Origin of the sequence: Marinobacter oulmenensis (assembly GCF_014201735.1) — a bacterium.
In the GTDB taxonomy this organism is placed as follows: domain Bacteria; phylum Pseudomonadota; class Gammaproteobacteria; order Pseudomonadales; family Oleiphilaceae; genus Marinobacter; species Marinobacter oulmenensis.
Window position 1 is genome coordinate 146,014 of sequence record NZ_JACHFE010000002.1, and the last position, 17,759, is coordinate 163,772.

Sequence of the window (17,759 nt, forward strand, 5' to 3'; positions counted from 1 at the left end):
CTTGTCGCTACGCTAGCACAAAACGCCACTGCACAAACTGCCGCTGCACTCTGCGTGTGTGCCGGGCATGGCACAGAACTAGGGAGGTGCAAGTCCTCCTGCCAGGTGTTCGCAGAGCCGAAGGCTAGGAGAAGGGCAAGGGCGTCATTGCGAGGTGGGGTCCGGAGGAAGCCCAATCCAAAGCGGCGGGGCGACGAACAGGAACCCGATACGAGGTGTGGTACATCCGGGGCGAGCGGGCACGTGACCGCGAAGCCCTCCTTCTGCGACCGGGATGTGCTTTATAAATCGGGCGCCTACGCCGTGAAAGCTCTGTGTCTTACCCCGGGAGGTCTGCCGCGTGTGGACGGAGCCACTGAGAGACGAGCAATCGCCTCTGATCGCGTGGTAGAAATCAGCCGAGGGCATAGTAGGTTCGCCCGTGAACCAAAGGCCCGAACAGAGACAGGAGTCGAGCATCCGTGCAGGGAAACGGGATGGCATCCGCAAAGCAGCTAGCGCTGCCCCTGGCCAGACCAGGGGATGAACCCGATTCCGGAAAGCGGGAAAACTCGCACTCCGTTCAACCCACACCGTGGATGGCGCGCGTATTGAGCAGGGACAACCTCAATCGCGCCCTGAAACAGGTTCGACGTAACAAGGGAGCGCCGGGCATCGACGGCATGACCGTGGATGAACTGCCGGATTACCTACGCCAACACTGGCCGGAGATTCGGCAGCAACTGCTCCAGCAGACCTACCGACCGAAACCGGTTCGGCGGGTCACCATCCCCAAAGCCAATGGCGGTTCCCGCCCTCTGGGCATCCCGACAGTGCTGGATCGCTTTATCCAGCAGGCGGTTGCGCAGGTTATCCAGCAGGACTGGGAACCCCGCTTCCACCCCCACAGCTATGGCTTCCGCCCGGGACGCTCTGCGCATCAAGCGGTCCGATACGGACAACACTGCGCCCGGGAAGGCCGTAACTGGGTGGTAGATCTGGACCTGGAAGCTTTCTTTGACCGGGTAAATCACGACCGCCTGATGGCACGGCTGAAACGGCACACGCCGGACAACCCGCTGCTCAGGCTGATCAACCGGTACCTGAAGGCGGGTGTCCAGATCGACGACCGCAAAGCTCCGACACCCGAGGGCGTGCCGCAAGGCGGCCCACTGTCCCCGGTGTTGGCCAACGTGGTGCTGGATGAACTGGATTGGGAGCTGGAACGGCGCAACCTGCGCTTCGCCCGCTACGCGGATGACTGCCAGATCTATGTTGGCAGTCGCCGTGCTGGTGAGCGGGTGATGGTGAGTCTGACGCGCTTTATCGAGGACTCGCTGAGGCTCACAGTGAATACACGAAAGAGCGCGGTGGACCGGCCCTAGAAGCGCAGCTTCCTGGGCTTCACCCTCAGCCGGAAGGGGCAGCGACTGAAAGTGGCCGACAAGGCCCTCGACAAGCTGAAAACCCAGATCCGGAAACTGAGCCGCCGAACACGGGGCCACTCACTGGCCCGGGTGATCGCAGACCTGAAAGAGACCCTGCTTGGTTGGAAAGCATACTTCGACGCAGCCGAAGTACTGAGCCCGCTGCGGGACCTGGACAAGTGGATACGGCGGAGAATGCGATGTTACGTCTGGAAGCAATGGGGTAGAAGGGGTATCGTGAGCTGAGAAAGCGGGGTGTCTCGGTCAGGTTGGCCTGGAACACCGCGAAATCGGCCCATGGCCCGTGGCGTCTGAGTCGATCACCGGCGCTGGCGCAGGCACTCCCGGCCCGATTATTCTGGAGCCATGGACTGCCCGAACTGGCAGTACGGTAAAGGGTTGAATCAAGTCACTGAATCGCCGTGGTACGTGATCCGTATGCCCGGTGATGTGGGAGGAGGGGCATCGTGAGGTGCCTCCCTATCCCGATTAGCAGATTTTGATTGGGAGGATAAATTGTTAGACGTCGAAATTTTTCATTGCAACAAAACCTACAATCAAGACTGGCTAAAGGACAAAAAAAGGTCAAATGGGATTCAGTATAAGATCATACTGGCTATCATTGATCTGGTGAAAAAAAATTCAGGCGGAGCGATTACTCAAAAAGAAATTCTTAATTATGATGAAGAAATAAAGGAATACCTCGAGAGAAGGAAGTTTAGAATTGTTCCGAGTTCAGGAACGGAGATGACCGGAAATGGTCGAGGTATCCATCATGCGAAATACTCCCAAACAAAAAGCGTGGCTGTTTTGTGGTCAGTTATAGGGGATGGAATTTATATTACCTTTGACGATCATGCTCCAATTAAATTTCATCGTGCAATTTATTCCTTTCATCAAATCAGGTTAGGTCGACCAGTTTTTCCGTTGAAACCAAAATGTAGTCGAAAAATGCGTGAGATTGTCAAAAGCAAAAAGCCGTGGATCTATAAGGGCATTGATCCTAGGGATAGATTTTATTACTCAAAATAACTAAAAATCACGAAAATTGAATTCGCTCAGTGCGCCGGTTTATTTCGCATTGGCCAAAAGGAAATTATGAACGAAGTAGCAAATTCCATCATCGCCTATGGCGCCATCTCTGCAGCAGTGATCGCAGGTTTCTTTTCGTTCTTGAATTTGATTAGCAATAAAGAAAACGCTGTATCAGATAGTCGCCAGAAATGGAGAAATGAATTTCGGGCAGAGATATCTCGACTTACCGCCGCGATCCATGAATTAGTGAGAATTGAAGAACATAGCAAGACTCTCTCAGAGAAAGTATACATTGAGGTTGCCAAGGAAACCTACAAGGATGCTCGTGAGAGTCTGACGAATATCCAACTAAGGCTAAATCCGGAGCATGTAAAGCGTAAGCCTGAGTCCATGGAAGCCAAGTTGTGGAATGCCATATCGAAGTCTAGAACCGATTTCGCGAAAGGCGATCTGGCCGCTACCGTTGTTGATTGCGATAAGATCAGAGAGGAGGCGGCCCCGCTTTTAAAAATGAGTGGGAGCGGGTAAAAAGGGGGGAGCTAACGTTTCGAGTGGTGAAGGTTACGGCGTTGGCTCTCGTTGTCGCTGGGGTTGCATTTGTGATCTTGGGCGCAGACCGACTGATTCAGATATCTTAGAGGTATGGGCTAACAAGTGGCTGTTTTCGGACGCGCCTACGCTTGCGTTCCGTCGCGCCGCAAAGCTAGGGCGTTAAAAATCTTATGACAAACAACAGAACTAAAGAGCGAATTGGTGTAAATCTTGTCCAAACGATAGTCGAGACTGACTGGGAAAGTGGATGGCAAGAGTATGCTGCGCAAAATGATGATGCGGTTGATGGAATCATCCTTATGCGGAAGGGAAGCAAGCACCAGGCTGATACTGGAGGCGTGGTATTTGTTCAGGTGAAATGCGGTGGTAACGGTTACCGTCAGGATCAAAAGCAATACCCGGATCACCTATGTATCAATTTAGGTAAGGAATATCTGCAAAAGCATCTACCCCGTTGGAAAAAAGTTCCTGGACCCGTAGTCTTGATTTTCGTTGACGACACTATATCTAAAAAAAATCCTCCTGCATGGTGGGTGGATTTGAGGAGTGATTGCTTATCTCCCTCTAATCAGGGACTAGTGTTAATTCCGAAGAGCCAAAGGTTTGGCCACCACGCGAAAGGCGATTTTCACTCTTTGTGTGGGCCAGGCCCATCTGACCGACAATTAATGACCATCAAGTTAAGAAGGGAAGATCAGGTACCTATTCAGCTTGGACGAAAGGAGTCATTAAGAAGCGATGCATGGGAGTTCTATAAACGTTGGCGTGAAGACCATGAAGCCTGTGTTCATGATGAGTTCGGTTTCATAGCTGTAAACCGAGTTGGGTGGAAACATATCACTAGAATAGGTCGATCGCCGGAACGAATTGTTCAGTCATGGTTGTTGCTGGGTGCGGCGCGTCAGATGATCTTGCAGAATGCGAATAAAGCCTATTTGGGGCACGCTAAAGTAGATCAATTACCGAGTGGTGCGACACGTATAGTGGACTACTTGGGCCTCAGAGCGAATGTAATTTTCCCCCATCGACATCAATCAGTAGTTCAAGTTGTCCTGAAGCGTCAGAGAATTCTTGATACAGATTATGGTGAGCGGGAGAAGCAAAAAATCTGGTTCTACTCCGTTTATGAGCCACGTAGGGGGATGCAGGCGGGATAAATATGGCGACCGTCTACAGCTGGAAAAGACTTGAGCGAAAAATCAGTGAAGAAGTCTGATACGCCATCACTCTTCAAGGGCCATAGGGTCGCCATGAGTGATATTGCCAAATATCCGGGCCCCTGCCAACCCAAATTTTAACAAGTGGGTGAAGCTGGCCGGTACTACGCTGCGCTCCGTCCTGGCAGCTTACCCAAGGCGTTGATATGACTCCCCACGTCAAGAGGCACGCACCAGTCCAGGCCCGTTTTCCAGAGCTAGGCTCCCGCTGATCTAGGGCGGGTCAGGACAGACGCTGAGGCCAGTAATCGTCGACGGTTCTCATGCTGATATCCGTGGGTTCTCACCATCTTACTTTTCCGTCGTGAAGCCGGTCCTCCGTCTAGGAACGAGCGTCTGGTCTGAGTCGTCAGCCAGGCTTCCTAACGCGCGTCGAGGGTTGCTTCACACTCCGCGGCCTGAAGCGCCTGTTCTGCCCCATAATCATTGTCATAGCATCAACCTTGGATCGGGTTTGGCGATCACCACTTCCCGGGCAACGGCCCAGATGTGGCCGACCAGTTCTCTGGCGATGGCGGCCACCACAAAGCAAGGATTGAAAGCAGGTGGTAAAGCCACTAACCATAGTCGCCGGCTTCGTAGACAAATTGAAGCTGGCAGCCAGGGTGCTGATGGTCCCGACGTAAGTGACCGGTTCTGTTTGGGAATCTGTGGCGTAGGCGACGGCGATGGAGTCTTTGTGCGTATCCAGGCCAATAAACAGTGTGCTATGTTTTTCATGGTGCTGCCCCCCGATTTTACATATGTGAACACGTAAAGTATGGCTCTGGCTGAGGCCAACCCACGAGGTTGGGGGCAGCCCCTTTGTGGGGAGTCATAATGTCTAGGCCATTGACACAAAGTTGCGATAAATATGAATTCAACATCTAAAAACAAACACGGACGTTTTCTACCAGAAGATTTTGATATTGCGCATGACCTTTGTTTCACTATTCACGATGTGATGCTACAAGTTATTAAGTCCGGGGAAGAAGGGGGCTTCTTTAGAACAAAAATTGATTTGGGCGATGGTGAAGCCCAAGAGCTAGAGGAAATAGGCGATATATTCGAGTGGCTCGAGGCTAAAAGTAGATATGAGGATCGTGCTAAAATTTTAGCGACGACAATTTTACCTGCCATATTATCAGATTCATTGCATTGCATCTATGAATCACTGGAATGCTCCCGAAAAGCAAAACTATCGATAACATATATGTTGGTGAGAAAGCCAATTCAAGAGAATTTATATGTATTGGAATCAATGGTGTTAGATAACTTAAATTTTGCCAATACATTAGCTAGTGATTCTCTTAGGCTAAGGCCTAAAAATGCCGGGGGAGTTGAAGGCCACAAAAATAGAATAAGTAAAGTACTAGAAGTGATCGGAGAGACCGAACGCCTTGATGCCGGATATATTGCCCAGCTGCGATACGACAAAAAATCTGAGGATAGCTTTGATGGAATATGTAACCATGCAATGCATCTATTTACAGAACATCCTGCCATAAAAACAGATAATTTAAATATTAACTTCATATTTTCAGGGTGGGAACAAAAATGGACGCAGTGGGATTATTTATATAGTCGACTTCCTTATCTGTTGTTCTATATGCATAGAGTTGTAGAGCACATAATTGGTGCAATTGCTCCTACCTCGCCAGAATATCTAGATGATATATCAAGGAGAATATCTGCATTTGTGGTTCTGTGGTGGCGTGATGTTGAAGAACACTATAAATCAGAAGAACTTAGACAGTTCTACGAGAAAACAGAGAAATGGTTGAATTGGCGTTGCACAGAAAATGGATGCTCACTGCCGTCCTTAAAAGATATAAGACGAATGTCTGAAACAGGCGCGTTTCCAGGCGAGAGCCTAATATCTTTAAAAAAACGTAATTTTGGTTACAGTATAAATTCAGCTCTCAATAAACGTCGTGCCAATAGAAAAAAGTGGAAATAGAGCTGGCCTAACAGGTGACTGTGGTGTCAATTCCCTAAATCAAGATATTTCAACCCGCCATCGTTCCTGGTTTTTGGCCCTGGTGTTGAGCACCACAACCATCTTCCTGACGCAGGCAATGATGGCGGCTCGTTTTTAATCTCCTTTTCCCGCTGCACCTCCAATAGTTGGGTGTGTATATCGCGGTGCTTTCATGAGGGAGATTATGGGAATTGTCCACGTTCAGGTGTTTGTAGCGGGCAGTGCCTTGTTGTTATGCCTTGCGGTATTGATTCGGCGTACTGGCGGTCAGGCGTTTGAACGTGCGCTGGAAGTGCGGTTGATCGGCAAACCCGGCTTCCAGGGCCGCATTGGCGATGCTCTGGCCCTGCTTCAATTGCACCTGTCCGAGCTGGATGCGACGGTTCACCATATAGGCGTGAGGCGTCAGATGAAAATGCTGACGGAAGGCCCGGATCAGGTAGCCTGGGCTGTAGCCAAACCGGTCACAGAGTTCGTCCAGGGAAATGTCGCTGGTGGCATGTTGATCCAGGTAATCGGCCACCGCCTTCAGGGTCTCTGGCACCCCAGTTTCCGGCTCAGGTGCTGTTTCGGCGAGGTGAACCATCAGGTCCGACAGGAAGCTGACCAGGGCTTCCTGTTTTTCCAGCAGATCCCTATCAGCATCCATCAGGCAGTGGGCCATAAGGCAGTACCGCCGGTGCCAGATAGGGTCGGACAGCACGCCGGGCGTCAGGTCCTGCCAGTGCTCTGACGATAACAGGCCTGCCTCGTAACGCAGGCGTGTGAGCCAGCCGGTATCCACGTACAGCATGAAGTAGGACCAGGGCTGGTCCTGAACGGGGTTGCAGGCATGGACCTGGTCCGGGTTGATCAGAACAAGGTCACCCTTTTGGATGCTGTGGGTCTGGTTGCGGTACAGGAAGGTGCTGCACCCGCCGGTAATAGCCCCCATGGACCACTGGGTATGGCTGTGCGGCGCGTAGCACACGCGGCGGCCATCCTGGACCTGGCGCAGCTCTGCCCAGGGCATCCGTGGATCCCGCCAGAACCGTGGCTCGCTTGTGAGGCTCACGGGCTAGATTCTCCCCAGGTTTGTCCGTCTGCGCCGGAAAGGCCGCAGTAGCAGTCGTAGCAGCCCCTCCAGGAACAGGGTGATGACCAGGCCACTGGCCAGCCCGAAGGCCAGGGCTTCCGGCGCCAGGCGGACCACATAGGTGTGGTTGTTCCATGCTTGCTGGCGTATCTCGGGCACCGGATCGAACATCACCTGGGTGTAGGCGGCCCAGGCGCTGTGCCGGAAATCCCGGAATTTTGCTGATAGCCGCTGGTTGCGCTGGTACAGGGAGTCAATGCTCTGGCCGCCAGCAGTGAACACCTGGTCGTTGGTTTCCCGGTAATGGGCGATCAGACGTTCCAGGCTGCCGCCAAAAAACCGGTCGGCGTCGTCCTGGAATTCGTTCAGGGCCAGCCGGGATTCCGCCAGGTGTGACTGGAGCCCCTTGCCGTACTGGTCCACAAAGGCGGGTACCTGGATGCCGACAAGAGTGCAGGCCAGAAAGACGGACAGACGGATGTAGGAGAAAAATACGCTCACAGTCATTCCCTGTTGAGGCGGCCGACGGTGTCAGCCCCTGTGATTGCGGTTCCAGTGATCGATATCGGCCAGGAAGCGGTCAACCTGTTCGGTGCTCGTGGACCAGGAACACATGAGTCGTGAGCAGCCGCCAATGAAATTATAGAAGCGCCAGCCTTTATTGCGCAGAAAAGCCTGGAGCGGTTCCGGGAGATCCGCGAATACGCCGTTAACCTGGCGCGGATAGCGCAGAGACACGCCGGGGCTGCGGGCGAGGCCCTGCTCAAGCTGTTCTGCGCAGGCATTGGCGTGGCGGGCATTGTCCAGCCAGACGTTGTCCTTGAGCAGGCCGCACCAGGGCGCCGAGATGTAACGCATTTTCGAGGCCAGTTGGCCAGCCTGCTTGCAGCGCCACTCGAAGTCCTCGGCCAGGTCCCGGTTGAAGAAAATCACCGCCTCGCCCATGGCCAGGCCATTCTTGGTGCCGGAAAAGCAGAGCACATCCACTCCGGCCTTCCAGGTGATTTCTGACGGGTGTACGTCCAGCGCGGCGACGGCGTTGGCAAACCGGGCGCCGTCCATGTGAACGTTCAGCCGGTACTGATCGGCCACGGACCGGATGGCCCGCAGTTCCTCCGGTGTGTATACCGTGCCCACTTCCGTCGCCTGGGTCAGGCTGACGGCCCGGGGCTTGGGGTAGTGGATGTCAGTGCGTTTGGTGACCAGGTGTTCGATGCTCTGGGGCGTCAGCTTGCCGTCGGCACCGGTTCCCAGCAGAAGTTTGGCGCCATTGGATGCGTACTCGGGGCCACCGCATTCATCGGTTTCGATATGGGCCAGTTCGTGACAGATCACGCTGTGGAAGGATTGCCCCATGGACGCGAGTGCCAGTGAGTTGGCGGCCGTGCCGTTGAAGACAAAGAAGACCTCACAGTCGGTATCAAACAGCTCTCGCAGCCCGTCGGCAGCCCGGGTTGTCCACTGGTCTTCGCCGTAGGCCGGCTCGTCCATCCGGTTCGCCTCTGCCATGGCACCCCAGGCCTGGGGGCAGATACCACTGTAATTGTCGCTGGCGAACTGTTCGGAACGGGACACGGCTACCTCTCGGATTATCAGGCGGGTTAAGCACTTCAATGTACCGGAGTCGCCGGTTATTTCAAACCGGGGAGAGGGCGCCATCCGCGTTGCGAATGGCGCCGGAGGGAGGTTTAGAAATGGAAGCGGGCGTTGGCGTTGACGGTACGGCGCTCGCCGTAGCCGCAGTCAGCGCCGTCTGAACGACACCAGGTGATGTACTCTTCATCCGCCAGGTTCTTGGCGTCAATGCTGAAGTCCCAATCCCCCATGGTATAGCCGATCATGGCGTCGTACAGGGTGACGGATGGCACACGGGGGCTACCGCCGGAGCCGACATTGTCGCCGACATAGCGCACACCGGCCCCGAAACGCCAGTTGCTGCCGACGTACAGCTGGTTCCACCAGGAGGCCTGGCGTTCCGCTACGTAGGGCAGGCGCTCACCGGTGGAATCGTCTTCAGCATTCATGTCGGTCAGGGCCACCTGGGTCTCGAAACGGTCCCAGCGTTTGTTCAGTTGCAGTTCCCAGCCATCAATCAGTGCGCCGTCCTGCTCCACGCCGCCGGGGGTTGCGCCATCGCTGACCCGGTTTTTCTGGGTGATGTCAAAGTAGGCTACTGTCAGACCGAGGGATTTGTCGGGAGAGACATACTTGATACCCGCTTCTTTTTGATTGCCAGTGGTGGGGTCCAGGGTGTTTGCAGCTGCAGTGCCATCGGTACCCAGATTCATGCTGAAGGCTTCGGCATAGCTGATGTAGGGGGAGATGCCGTTGTCGAAGCGGTACATCAGGCCTGCGCGACCGGTGGTGGCTTCCTCGTCGCTGACTGTGTCGTCGCCGCTGACCGCCAGTTGGCGGTTTTCCGCCCAGTCATGGCGCAGCCCGGCAGACACCACCACGGGACCGATCTCGATGTGGTCGGCAATATACAGGCCGACCTGCTCGATATCGTTGTCCGGCCTGTCTACGGGATTCAGGTTGCTGGTGTCGAGGTTGCCGTATTCCGGATTGTAGACATCAATAGGGCTGGCGGCGACGGATGAATAATTCGACTGCTCCCAGCGGGCATCCTGCCGGTCGGCGCCGATCAGTAGCTGATGACGGGTGCCGGCCACTTCAAACTGTCCTTGAAGTCGTGCATCCAGGTTGAAGATGCGGGTTTCGGCATCGGCCATGTAAATGGTGCGGGGCACCTCGCCATTGGCATCCGGGACGCTTGGGATGGAAACCCAGTGCTCACGGGTCTCGGTACTTGAGCGGGTATAACGCGCGGTGGCGCCCACCGACCAGTTACTGCTCAGCTGGTGGTCCACAAACAGCGTGGTCTCGGTCTTTTCGCGATCATAGCGATCCCAGCCGGGTTCACCGACAAAACGTTCGGAACCGATGTACCCCTGGGAACCGGAGTCCAGGGTGCCGGTCTGCGGCAGGAACTGGGCAGATACCTGGCCTTTGTTTTCCTGGCGGTTCAGCAGCAGGCTGATGCGAGTGTCATCGGTGGGTTGCCAGGTCAGGGACGGAGCGATCAGGTAACCGTCATTTTCGACGTGGTCCACCTGGGTGTCGCTGTCCCGGCCCAGGGCGACAACCCGGTACAGGAGTTCTCCGTCGCGGGTGGCCGGGCCGGTAACGTCCAGTGCCAGTTGCTTGCGGTTGAAGGTACCGTACTGGGCCCAGATTTCGCCTTCCTGCTCTTCCTTGGGCAGTTTGGAGACGGCGTTGATGATGCCTCCGAGGTCGCCCTGTCCATACAGCATCGACGATGGACCCTTGAGAACCTCGACGCTCTCGAGCGCGTAAACGTTAGTGCGTACCGTATTGTAGGACCCATAAATCTGCCGCAAGCCATCCAGGTAGTGTCCGGCATCCACGCCCCGCACCTTGGCGGAGTCGATGCGGGTGTCGAAGCCGAAGGCGCCGGCGTAAACCCCGGGCGTGTAGAGCAGGGCATCCTGGATGTTCTTGGCGCCGGAGTCTTCTATGAAGGTCCGATCAATGACGGACACTGAAAAGGGCTGCTCCTCGACCGGAACGTCGAGTTTTCCCACCTCTGGCTCCCTTTCCAGAGGCATGTAATCGGGCTCAGTAATGGCATCCGATACGATGTCCAGCGTATCGAGTGTGGTTGCGTCCCCCGTCTGGGATTGGGCAAGGGCCATCGGGGTAGTGCTGAGCAGTGAGGCAAAGGCAACTGAGCTCCAGTGCCAGGAGTAGGAAGTTTTCATGGGCAATATGAACCTTTCGTCACGAAGTGCGGCGAAAAATGATAACAGTTCGCATTATCATTACAAGTGCGGGCTGCCCAGAGATGCTTCAGGATGCAGGTGGAGGGCCCGCCAGCATTAGTTCCATTTGCCAGCAGGCGCCTGGTAGGCGGTGATTCCCGAGAGCAGAGCCGCCGGTGTACTGGCTTTGACCAGCATTTCGGCATGTTCAGGCTTCAGGAATCCGCAACGGGTCATGTGTTTCACCATGTCCAGAAGCGGCTCGTAAAAATTCAGGACATTGTAAAAGGCGCAGGGCTTTGCGTGGTGTCCGAGCTGGGCCCAGGTCCAGGCTTCGAAGATTTCCTCAAGCGTGCCGGCCCCACCGGGAAGGGCAACGAAAGCATCGGCCATGGCCGCCATAGCCGCCTTGCGTTCATGCATGTCGGCTACGACCCGCAGTTCTGTCAGTTCCTCATGGGCAATTTCTTTCTGCTTGAGATGCTCCGGGATAACGCCATAAACGCGGCCGCCCTCGGCCAGTGCCGCATCGGCAACTGCGCCCATCAGGCCCACATTACCGCCGCCGTAGACGATATCGATGCCATTCTGCGCGAAGTGTTTACCCAGTGCCTGGGTTGCTGTCAGAAACTGGGGATCGTTACCGGTGCTGGAGCCGCAAAAAACTGCGATTTTCATGATGCTGGTATTTCCTGGTCGATGGTTTTCGGTAGAGCGGCAGAGACCGAACCACTCTGCCACTAATAAAAAAGCCCGGAAGCACAGTGGCTGCCGGGCCTTTATGGGCTCTGCGTTTATTTACGTGCTTAGCCGCACTTGCTGTCGCCACAGGCCAGGCAGGTGGCGCAGCCGTCCATGACAATCACCGCCTTGGTGCTGCACTTGCCGCACATGGTGGCGTTGGCCGGATAATCGTTGCTGGTGTCGTCGTTGGTCGCCGTTTTCTGGCTGGCTTCGAATTCGGCGCGCTTTTCGGCGAGGATGCGCTTGGTGGTTTCACTCATCTCTTCGCTTTCGAGCAGGCCAATGGCCTTCAGGTGCTTCTCGATCACGGCGCCAATCTCGGCGACCAGGGAGGGCATGAATACCCCGCCTTTCTTGAAATAACCGCCGTTCGGGTCGTACACCGAGCGCAGCTCTTCCACCAGGAAGGTCACGTCGCCGCCTTTACGGAACACTGCAGAGACGACACGGGTGAGGGCGATAACCCACTGGAAGTGCTCCATCGACTTGGAGTTGATGAACACTTCGTAGGGCTGGCGGCTCTCGTGGTCCGTGTCCTCGTTGAGGATGATGTCATTAATGGTGATGTACATCGCGTGCTCGGCCACCGGCGGCTTGATCTTGTAGGTCGTGCCCAGCAGGAAGTCCGGCCGTTCGATGTTTTCATTCATCTGAATCGGCTTGTCCGCCTGGCTCTGGGCCGCTGCCTGCTGTTCGGTGGTGTCGTCGGCTTTCTTTACGCGGTAGCCGACAATCTTGTTGCTGATTTTTACTGTCATGTCTGTTGTTCCTGTCTGTCGGTTCCCGGATCAGTACTTGCCGTAGGTGCCTTCTTTGAGCGCGTCGAAGAGGTTGGCGGCGTTATGGATTTCACCGTCGTATTCCACTTCTTCGTTGCCCTTGAGGGTTACCTTACTGCCGTCATCCAGCGTGAATTCATACAGGGTATTCTCCAGGTCCTTCTCCTTGACCAGTACGCCCTGGAAGGCCTCGGGGTTGAAGCGGAAGGTGGTGCAACCCTTCAGGCCCTGGTCGTAGGCGTACAGATAGATGTCCTTGAAGTCCTGGTACGCGAACTCTGTGGGTACGTTGGCGGTCTTGGAGATGGAGGAATCCACCCACTTCTGGGCCGCCGCCTGGATGTCGACGTGCTGGGTCGGGCTTACGTCATCGGTGGTGGTGAAGTACTCCGGCAGTTTCTTGTCTTCATCCTCGGAGAACGGCATGGCACCCGGATTGACCAGGTGACGATAGGCCAGCAGCTCAAAGCTGAAGACGTCCACTTTCTCTTTCGTCTTACGCCCTTCGCGGATAATGTTCCGGGCATAGTGGTGAGAGAAGCTCGGCTCAATGCCGTTACTGGCGTTGTTGGCCAGTGACAGGCTGATGGTGCCGGTTGGCGCAATGGAGGTGTGGTGCGTGAAACGGCCACCCTTTTCAGCCAGTTGGGCCACCAGCTCCGGCTCGACATTGGCGATCTGCTGCATGTAGCGGCTGTACTTGGCGTGCAGGATCTTGCCCTTGAGTTTGTCGCCGATCTTGTAGCCATCCTCGGCCAGTTGTGGGCACTTGGTGATCATCTTTGGAGTGATCTCGAAATCGTCCTCCATGATCGGGGCCACGCCCTTCTCGTCGGCCAGGGCCAGGGACTGACGCCAGCCTTCCACGGCCATTTCCCGGACCACTTCTTCGGTGAATTTCACCGAGTCATCAGAACCGTAGGGCATGCGCAGCATGGCCAGAGTGGATCCGAGGCCCAGAATGCCCATGCCGTGACGGCGTTTGTAGGTGATCTCGTGCTGCTGTTCCGGCAGCGGAAGGCCGTTTACTTCCACCACGTTGTCCAGCATGCGGGTGAAGATGCCGACAACTTTACGGTATTTCTCGTAATTGAAGCTTGCCTTCTCGGTAAACGGATATTCCACGAACTTGGTCAGATTGACCGAGCCCAGCAGGCAACTGCCATAAGGGGGCAGGGGCTGCTCGCCACAGGGGTTGGTGGCCCGGATGTCTTCACAGAACCAGTTGTTGTTCATCTGGTTGACCTTGTCGATCAGGATGAAGCCCGGCTCTGCGTAGTCGTAGGTGCTGGTCATGATGGTGTCCCAGATGAACTGGGCCTTCACCGTCTGATAGATACGGCACGCAACCTTGCCTTCATCATTGACGACATAGCCTTCCTGGACCGGGAAGTCGCGGTACACGAACTGGCTCTCGTCGGTCAGCTCAAGCCCTTCGTCATCGGCTTCTTTCTGGGTGACCGGGAAAGACAGGTGCCAGTCATCACCGTTTTTGACGGCTTCGATGAAGTCTTCGGTGATCAGCAGCGACAGGTTGAACTGGCGCAGCCGACCATCTTCGCGCTTGGCCTGGATGAATTCGATGACGTCCGGGTGATGAACGTCGAACGTTGCCATCTGCGCACCACGACGGCCACCGGCGGAAGACACGGTGAAACACATGCGGTCGAAGATATCCATGAAGGACAGCGGGCCGGACGTGGTTGCACCGGCGCCGGCAACATAGGCACCCCGGGGGCGCAGGGTGGAGAACTCATAACCGATACCACAGCCGGCCTTGAGGGTGAGCCCGGCTTCGTGGTTTTTCTCCAGGATATCGTCCATGGAGTCGTAGACGGTGCCGGAAACGGTACAGTTGATGGTGGACGTCGCCGGCTTGTGGGCTTCGGCTCCGGCATTGGAGGTAATCCGGCCAGCCGGAATGGCGCCGTTCTGCAGAGCCCAGATGAAGTCCTTCATGTGTTTGTTGCGCCCGGACTTGTTTTCCACTTCCGCCAGCGCGCGGGCAACCCGTTCGTAGGTTGCGTTGATATCTGTGTCGACAGGCTCGCCATTCTTGGTCTTCAACTGATATTTGCTGTTCCAGATATCAAGCGATGCTTCCTGCATGGGAATCGTTGTGATCACTGCCTGTGCTTTCGCGTTCATTGCCACCCTCGGTTTCCGGTAAGTCTCAATTTGCCGGCCTGATAGTCAGGGCCGGCGCTTGTCTGGCAAGTCCAGGGACGTGAAACGGCTTAATCCCTAGATGTAGGTCGATTTTGAAAGGAGTATAACAGGATATTGTGTTCTGTGAATAAGAGAGGAACTATTGTTCCGGATTTCCCGGCAAGGAAAATCAATAGAAAATGGCTTGAATTATCTCTACGCCAGAGAAATCAGACCCTTGCCGGGTGCCGGAATGTTCCGGCCCCGGAAGGAAGATTCTGGAAGGAATGATTCAGTCGAGCAGCAGGCTGTCGTCGTCGACACTCAGGCCGCGCTGCTTTTCGAACAGGCCGAGCAGGTCTTTGACTTCCAGGCCCTCGCGGTCCTTGCCAGCGATGTCGAAGACCACCTGGCCCTGGTGCAGCATGACCGTGCGGTCGCCGACTTCCAGAGCCTGTTTCATACTGTGGGTCACCATCAGGGCGGTTAGTTTCTGCTCCGCAATGATCTTTTCGGTGAGTTCCAGTACGAAGTTGGCGGTTTTCGGATCGAGTGCCGCTGTGTGCTCGTCCAGCAGGAGGATGCTGGAGGGCGTCAGGCTGGCCATCAGCAGGCTTACCGCCTGGCGTTGGCCGCCGGACAGCAGGCCCATCTTGTCACCCAGGCGGTCTTCGAGGCCCAGCTTCAGGGACGATAGGCTTTCCTGAAACTGGCCGATGTACTGCTTTTTAACGGCGCTGGTCAGGCCCCGGCGCTGTCCGCGCTTGATGGCCAGAGCCAGGTTTTCCTCGATGGACAGGTTCTCACAGGTCCCGGCCAGTGGATCCTGGAATACCCGGGCGACTCTGGCGGCCCGCTTGTGGGTTGGCAGCCGGGTGACATCCTGGTTATCCACGATGATATTGCCCGAGTCCACAATGACCTCGCCCGACAGGGCGTTCAGGAAGGTGGATTTGCCGGCGCCATTACTGCCGATAACCGTGACAAATTCCCCCTGATTGACGGTCAGGCTCATGCCCCGCAAGGCCGGGTTTTCCAGCGGTGTTCCCTTGCCGAAGGTCAGTCTCAGATCGGTTGCGCTGATCATGCTTTCTCCTCAGGCGCTCTTGCGGGTGAAACGGTTGGCGATCTTGGTGCGCACGCCCGGCAGGACAATCGCCAGGGTGACCAGTACGGCGGTGATCAGGTTCAGATCCTGTGCCCGCAGACCAAGAATGTCGGCGTTGAGGGCGAGAGCGATGGCCAGCCGATAGATAATGGCGCCGACCACACAGGCGAGCAGGGCCCGGACAACGGTGGATGGCGTGATAACGGCCTCCCCGCCGATCAGCGACGCCAGGCCAATCACGATGACGCCGACGCCCATGGTGACGTCTGCCGCGCCCTGGCTCTGGGCAAACAGCGCACCCGCCAGGCCGACCAGACCGTTGGACAGGGCGACACCGAGCACGATCATGCCGCCGGTGGCAATGCCCTGGGCCCGGGCCATACGGGGGTTGGCGCCGGTGGCCCGCATGGCCAGGCCGGTTTCGGACTTCATGAAGCGCCAAAGCAGAATGAGCACGGCAAAGACCACGATAATGAACAGCAGTACCGGAACCTGGTGGAAGGCCAGCCCCAGGTCATACCAGGGGGTGAGAACCGTGTCTTCGGTCAGCAGCGCGACGTTGGGCCGACCCATGATCCGGAGATTCACCGAGTAAAGGGCAATCATGGTCAGGATCGACGCCAGCAGATTCAGGATGTTCAGCTTGACGTTGAGCAGCGCGGTGACCGCACCGGCCACCATGCCGGCCAGTACCGCGCAGCCGGTGGCAATCCAGGGATTCCAGCCGGCGATGATGAGCATGGCGGCGACGGCAGCCCCGAGCGGGAAGCTGCCATCCACCGTCAGGTCGGGGAAATCGAGTACGCGAAACGAGATGTAGATGCCAAAGGCAACCAGGCCGTAGATCAGGCCGGTTTCGAGTGCGCCGTAAAATGCAATTTCACTGAGCATGGGTATTGGTTCACCAAAAAAGAAAAACGGGCGGGCCCTTGTGGGGACCGCCCGTGTTGATCAGGCGTTACTTGTCACTGTTAATGACTTCGTCGGCGTCCTTGATGATGGCATCCGGCAGGGTGATGCCCATACGTTCCGCTGCTTTCGGGTTCACGTACAGGTCCAGTTCGTCCATGGTTTCCACCGGCATATCGGCTGTTGCTGCGCCTTCAAGCACGCGTGCAACCATGGCGCCGGTCTGACGGCCATGCTTGTAGTAGTTGAAGCCCATGGCGGCGACGGCGCCGCGCTCAACGGTGGCGGTGTCAGCCGCGAAGACCGGGATGTCGGCGCGCTCACCGACGGAAATGACGGCTTCGGCCGCGCTGATCACGGTGTTGTCGGTAGTCAGGTAAATGGCATCTGCCTTGCCGACCAGTGAACGGGCCGCGCCCAGAACTTCGGAGGTCTTGGTGGCTGCGCCCTTGACCAGTTCCATATTGCGCTCGGCCAGTCGCTCTTCAAGGAGTTCGATCAGGGCAACGGCGTTGGCTTCGCCCGGGTTGTAAACCGTGCCGATGCGCTTGGCCTCCGGCATTGCCTGTTGGAGCATGTCCAGGTGCTTGTCGATCGGTAGCATGTCACTGACGCCAGTGATATTGGCGCCCGGCTTTTCCCAGCTCTTGACCAGTTTGGCCGCCAGAGGATCGGTGACTGCGGAGAACACCACCGGGATATTGCGGGCGGCGGCGGCGACGGTCTGCGCGGACGGGGTGGCAATGGCGACGATCACATCCGGGTTATCGCCGACGAATTTCCGGGCAATCTGGGATGCGATGGCTGAATTACCCTGAGCCGTTTCGTGCATTACGGTCAGGTTGTCGCCTTCGATGTAACCGCGTTCAGCAAGTTCATCTTTCACGCCTTCGTAAACGGCGTCCAGTGCCGGGTGTTCGACAATCTGGGTAATGGCGACGACTTTCGGTTCGTTCGCCTGCACCAGGCTTGCTGCGGCCAGCAGCGAGGCGCCGAGGAGAGTGCGCAGAGTTTTCTTGGCCATATGCCGGTCTCCGAGTCGAT

At 56.2% G+C, this 17,759-nt stretch carries 17 protein-coding genes; 6 read left to right on the plus strand and 11 right to left on the minus strand.

Annotated elements, in window-relative coordinates:
- Positions 1-476: 476 nt before the first annotated feature.
- The 5 genes from ltrA to HNR38_RS03925 all read left to right on the plus strand — a co-directional run bounded on the left by ltrA (position 477) and on the right by HNR38_RS03925 (position 4,150).
- The gene (ltrA, locus tag HNR38_RS03910) at positions 477-1,364 is read left to right on the plus strand and encodes a group II intron reverse transcriptase/maturase (RefSeq protein WP_246362372.1); all 888 of its coding nucleotides are present in this window, start codon (positions 477-479) and stop codon (positions 1,362-1,364) included.
- A 51-nt stretch (positions 1,365-1,415) separates the two neighbouring features.
- Positions 1,416-1,652, plus strand: a complete 237-nt coding sequence (locus tag HNR38_RS17335) for a group II intron maturase-specific domain-containing protein (RefSeq protein ID WP_343068226.1) — start codon at positions 1,416-1,418, stop codon at positions 1,650-1,652.
- Between the two features lie 270 nt (positions 1,653-1,922).
- The gene (locus HNR38_RS03915; RefSeq protein WP_183700007.1) at positions 1,923-2,438 is read left to right on the plus strand and encodes a hypothetical protein; all 516 of its coding nucleotides are present in this window, start codon (positions 1,923-1,925) and stop codon (positions 2,436-2,438) included.
- A gap of 66 nt (positions 2,439-2,504) precedes the next feature.
- The gene (locus tag HNR38_RS03920; RefSeq protein ID WP_183700009.1) at positions 2,505-2,969 is read left to right on the plus strand and encodes a hypothetical protein; all 465 of its coding nucleotides are present in this window, start codon (positions 2,505-2,507) and stop codon (positions 2,967-2,969) included.
- A gap of 194 nt (positions 2,970-3,163) precedes the next feature.
- Positions 3,164-4,150 (plus strand): DUF4365 domain-containing protein, encoded by a 987-nt coding sequence (locus tag HNR38_RS03925; protein ID WP_183700011.1) that lies wholly within the window; start codon positions 3,164-3,166, stop codon positions 4,148-4,150.
- Between the two features lie 489 nt (positions 4,151-4,639).
- Here the strand turns inward: HNR38_RS03925 and HNR38_RS17470 are convergent, their stop codons facing one another.
- Positions 4,640-4,768, minus strand: coding sequence for a hypothetical protein (locus HNR38_RS17470; RefSeq protein ID WP_281380347.1), 129 nt, complete (start codon positions 4,766-4,768; stop codon positions 4,640-4,642).
- 295 nt (positions 4,769-5,063) lie between these two features.
- Here HNR38_RS17470 and HNR38_RS03930 point away from each other — a divergent pair, with 295 nt between their 5' ends.
- Complete coding sequence (locus HNR38_RS03930; RefSeq protein ID WP_183700013.1) at positions 5,064-6,149, plus strand: hypothetical protein; 1,086 nt, start codon at positions 5,064-5,066, stop codon at positions 6,147-6,149.
- Between the two features lie 253 nt (positions 6,150-6,402).
- On the opposite strand, the gene HNR38_RS03935 is transcribed toward HNR38_RS03930, so the two are convergent.
- The 10 genes from HNR38_RS03935 to HNR38_RS03980 all read right to left on the minus strand — a co-directional run bounded on the left by HNR38_RS03935 (position 6,403) and on the right by HNR38_RS03980 (position 17,739).
- A complete protein-coding gene (locus HNR38_RS03935) occupies positions 6,403-7,224 on the minus strand; it encodes a helix-turn-helix domain-containing protein (protein ID WP_343068227.1) in 822 nt (273 codons plus the stop codon).
- A 3-nt stretch (positions 7,225-7,227) separates the two neighbouring features.
- Complete coding sequence (locus HNR38_RS03940; RefSeq protein ID WP_183700015.1) at positions 7,228-7,746, minus strand: DUF2937 family protein; 519 nt, start codon at positions 7,744-7,746, stop codon at positions 7,228-7,230.
- Positions 7,747-7,776: 30 nt separating this feature from the next.
- Entirely contained in the window at positions 7,777-8,820 is a 1,044-nt protein-coding gene (locus tag HNR38_RS03945; RefSeq protein ID WP_183700017.1) for a beta-eliminating lyase-related protein, read from the minus strand.
- 113 nt (positions 8,821-8,933) lie between these two features.
- Positions 8,934-11,027, minus strand: a complete 2,094-nt coding sequence (locus HNR38_RS03950) for a TonB-dependent siderophore receptor (protein ID WP_183700019.1) — start codon at positions 11,025-11,027, stop codon at positions 8,934-8,936.
- 117 nt (positions 11,028-11,144) lie between these two features.
- Positions 11,145-11,705, minus strand: coding sequence for an LOG family protein (locus tag HNR38_RS03955; protein ID WP_183700021.1), 561 nt, complete (start codon positions 11,703-11,705; stop codon positions 11,145-11,147).
- A gap of 128 nt (positions 11,706-11,833) precedes the next feature.
- On the minus strand, positions 11,834-12,529 hold the full coding sequence (locus tag HNR38_RS03960) for a TSCPD domain-containing protein (protein ID WP_183700023.1): 696 nt from the start codon (positions 12,527-12,529) through the stop codon (positions 11,834-11,836).
- A gap of 30 nt (positions 12,530-12,559) precedes the next feature.
- On the minus strand, positions 12,560-14,698 hold the full coding sequence (locus HNR38_RS03965) for an adenosylcobalamin-dependent ribonucleoside-diphosphate reductase (RefSeq protein WP_183700025.1): 2,139 nt from the start codon (positions 14,696-14,698) through the stop codon (positions 12,560-12,562).
- 292 nt (positions 14,699-14,990) lie between these two features.
- Positions 14,991-15,785 carry an ABC transporter ATP-binding protein gene (locus HNR38_RS03970; RefSeq protein ID WP_183700027.1) on the minus strand — a complete coding sequence of 265 codons (795 nt, stop codon included), beginning with the start codon at positions 15,783-15,785 and terminating at the stop codon, positions 14,991-14,993.
- Positions 15,786-15,794: 9 nt separating this feature from the next.
- Positions 15,795-16,697, minus strand: coding sequence for an ABC transporter permease (locus HNR38_RS03975; RefSeq protein WP_183700029.1), 903 nt, complete (start codon positions 16,695-16,697; stop codon positions 15,795-15,797).
- A gap of 67 nt (positions 16,698-16,764) precedes the next feature.
- Positions 16,765-17,739, minus strand: coding sequence for an ABC transporter substrate-binding protein (locus tag HNR38_RS03980; protein WP_183700031.1), 975 nt, complete (start codon positions 17,737-17,739; stop codon positions 16,765-16,767).
- Between the last annotated feature and the right edge of the window lie 20 nt (positions 17,740-17,759).

Excerpts from the sequence above, each read along its gene's own strand:
- HNR38_RS03955 (WP_183700021.1), bottom strand. The coding sequence starts at position 11,705 with ATGAAAATCGCAGTTTTTTGCGGCTCCAGCACCGGTAACGATCCCCAG.
- HNR38_RS03930 (WP_183700013.1), top strand. The coding sequence starts at position 5,064 with ATGAATTCAACATCTAAAAACAAACACGGACGTTTTCTACCAGAAGAT.
- HNR38_RS03980 (WP_183700031.1), bottom strand. The coding sequence starts at position 17,739 with ATGGCCAAGAAAACTCTGCGCACTCTCCTCGGCGCCTCGCTGCTGGCC.
- HNR38_RS03975 (WP_183700029.1), bottom strand. The coding sequence starts at position 16,697 with ATGCTCAGTGAAATTGCATTTTACGGCGCACTCGAAACCGGCCTGATC.
- ltrA (WP_246362372.1), top strand. The coding sequence starts at position 477 with ATGGCATCCGCAAAGCAGCTAGCGCTGCCCCTGGCCAGACCAGGGGAT.
- HNR38_RS03965 (WP_183700025.1), bottom strand. The coding sequence starts at position 14,698 with ATGAACGCGAAAGCACAGGCAGTGATCACAACGATTCCCATGCAGGAA.
- HNR38_RS03925 (WP_183700011.1), top strand. The coding sequence starts at position 3,164 with ATGACAAACAACAGAACTAAAGAGCGAATTGGTGTAAATCTTGTCCAA.
- HNR38_RS03920 (WP_183700009.1), top strand. The coding sequence starts at position 2,505 with ATGAACGAAGTAGCAAATTCCATCATCGCCTATGGCGCCATCTCTGCA.
- HNR38_RS03970 (WP_183700027.1), bottom strand. The coding sequence starts at position 15,785 with ATGATCAGCGCAACCGATCTGAGACTGACCTTCGGCAAGGGAACACCG.
- HNR38_RS03960 (WP_183700023.1), bottom strand. The coding sequence starts at position 12,529 with ATGACAGTAAAAATCAGCAACAAGATTGTCGGCTACCGCGTAAAGAAA.
- HNR38_RS03950 (WP_183700019.1), bottom strand. The coding sequence starts at position 11,027 with ATGAAAACTTCCTACTCCTGGCACTGGAGCTCAGTTGCCTTTGCCTCA.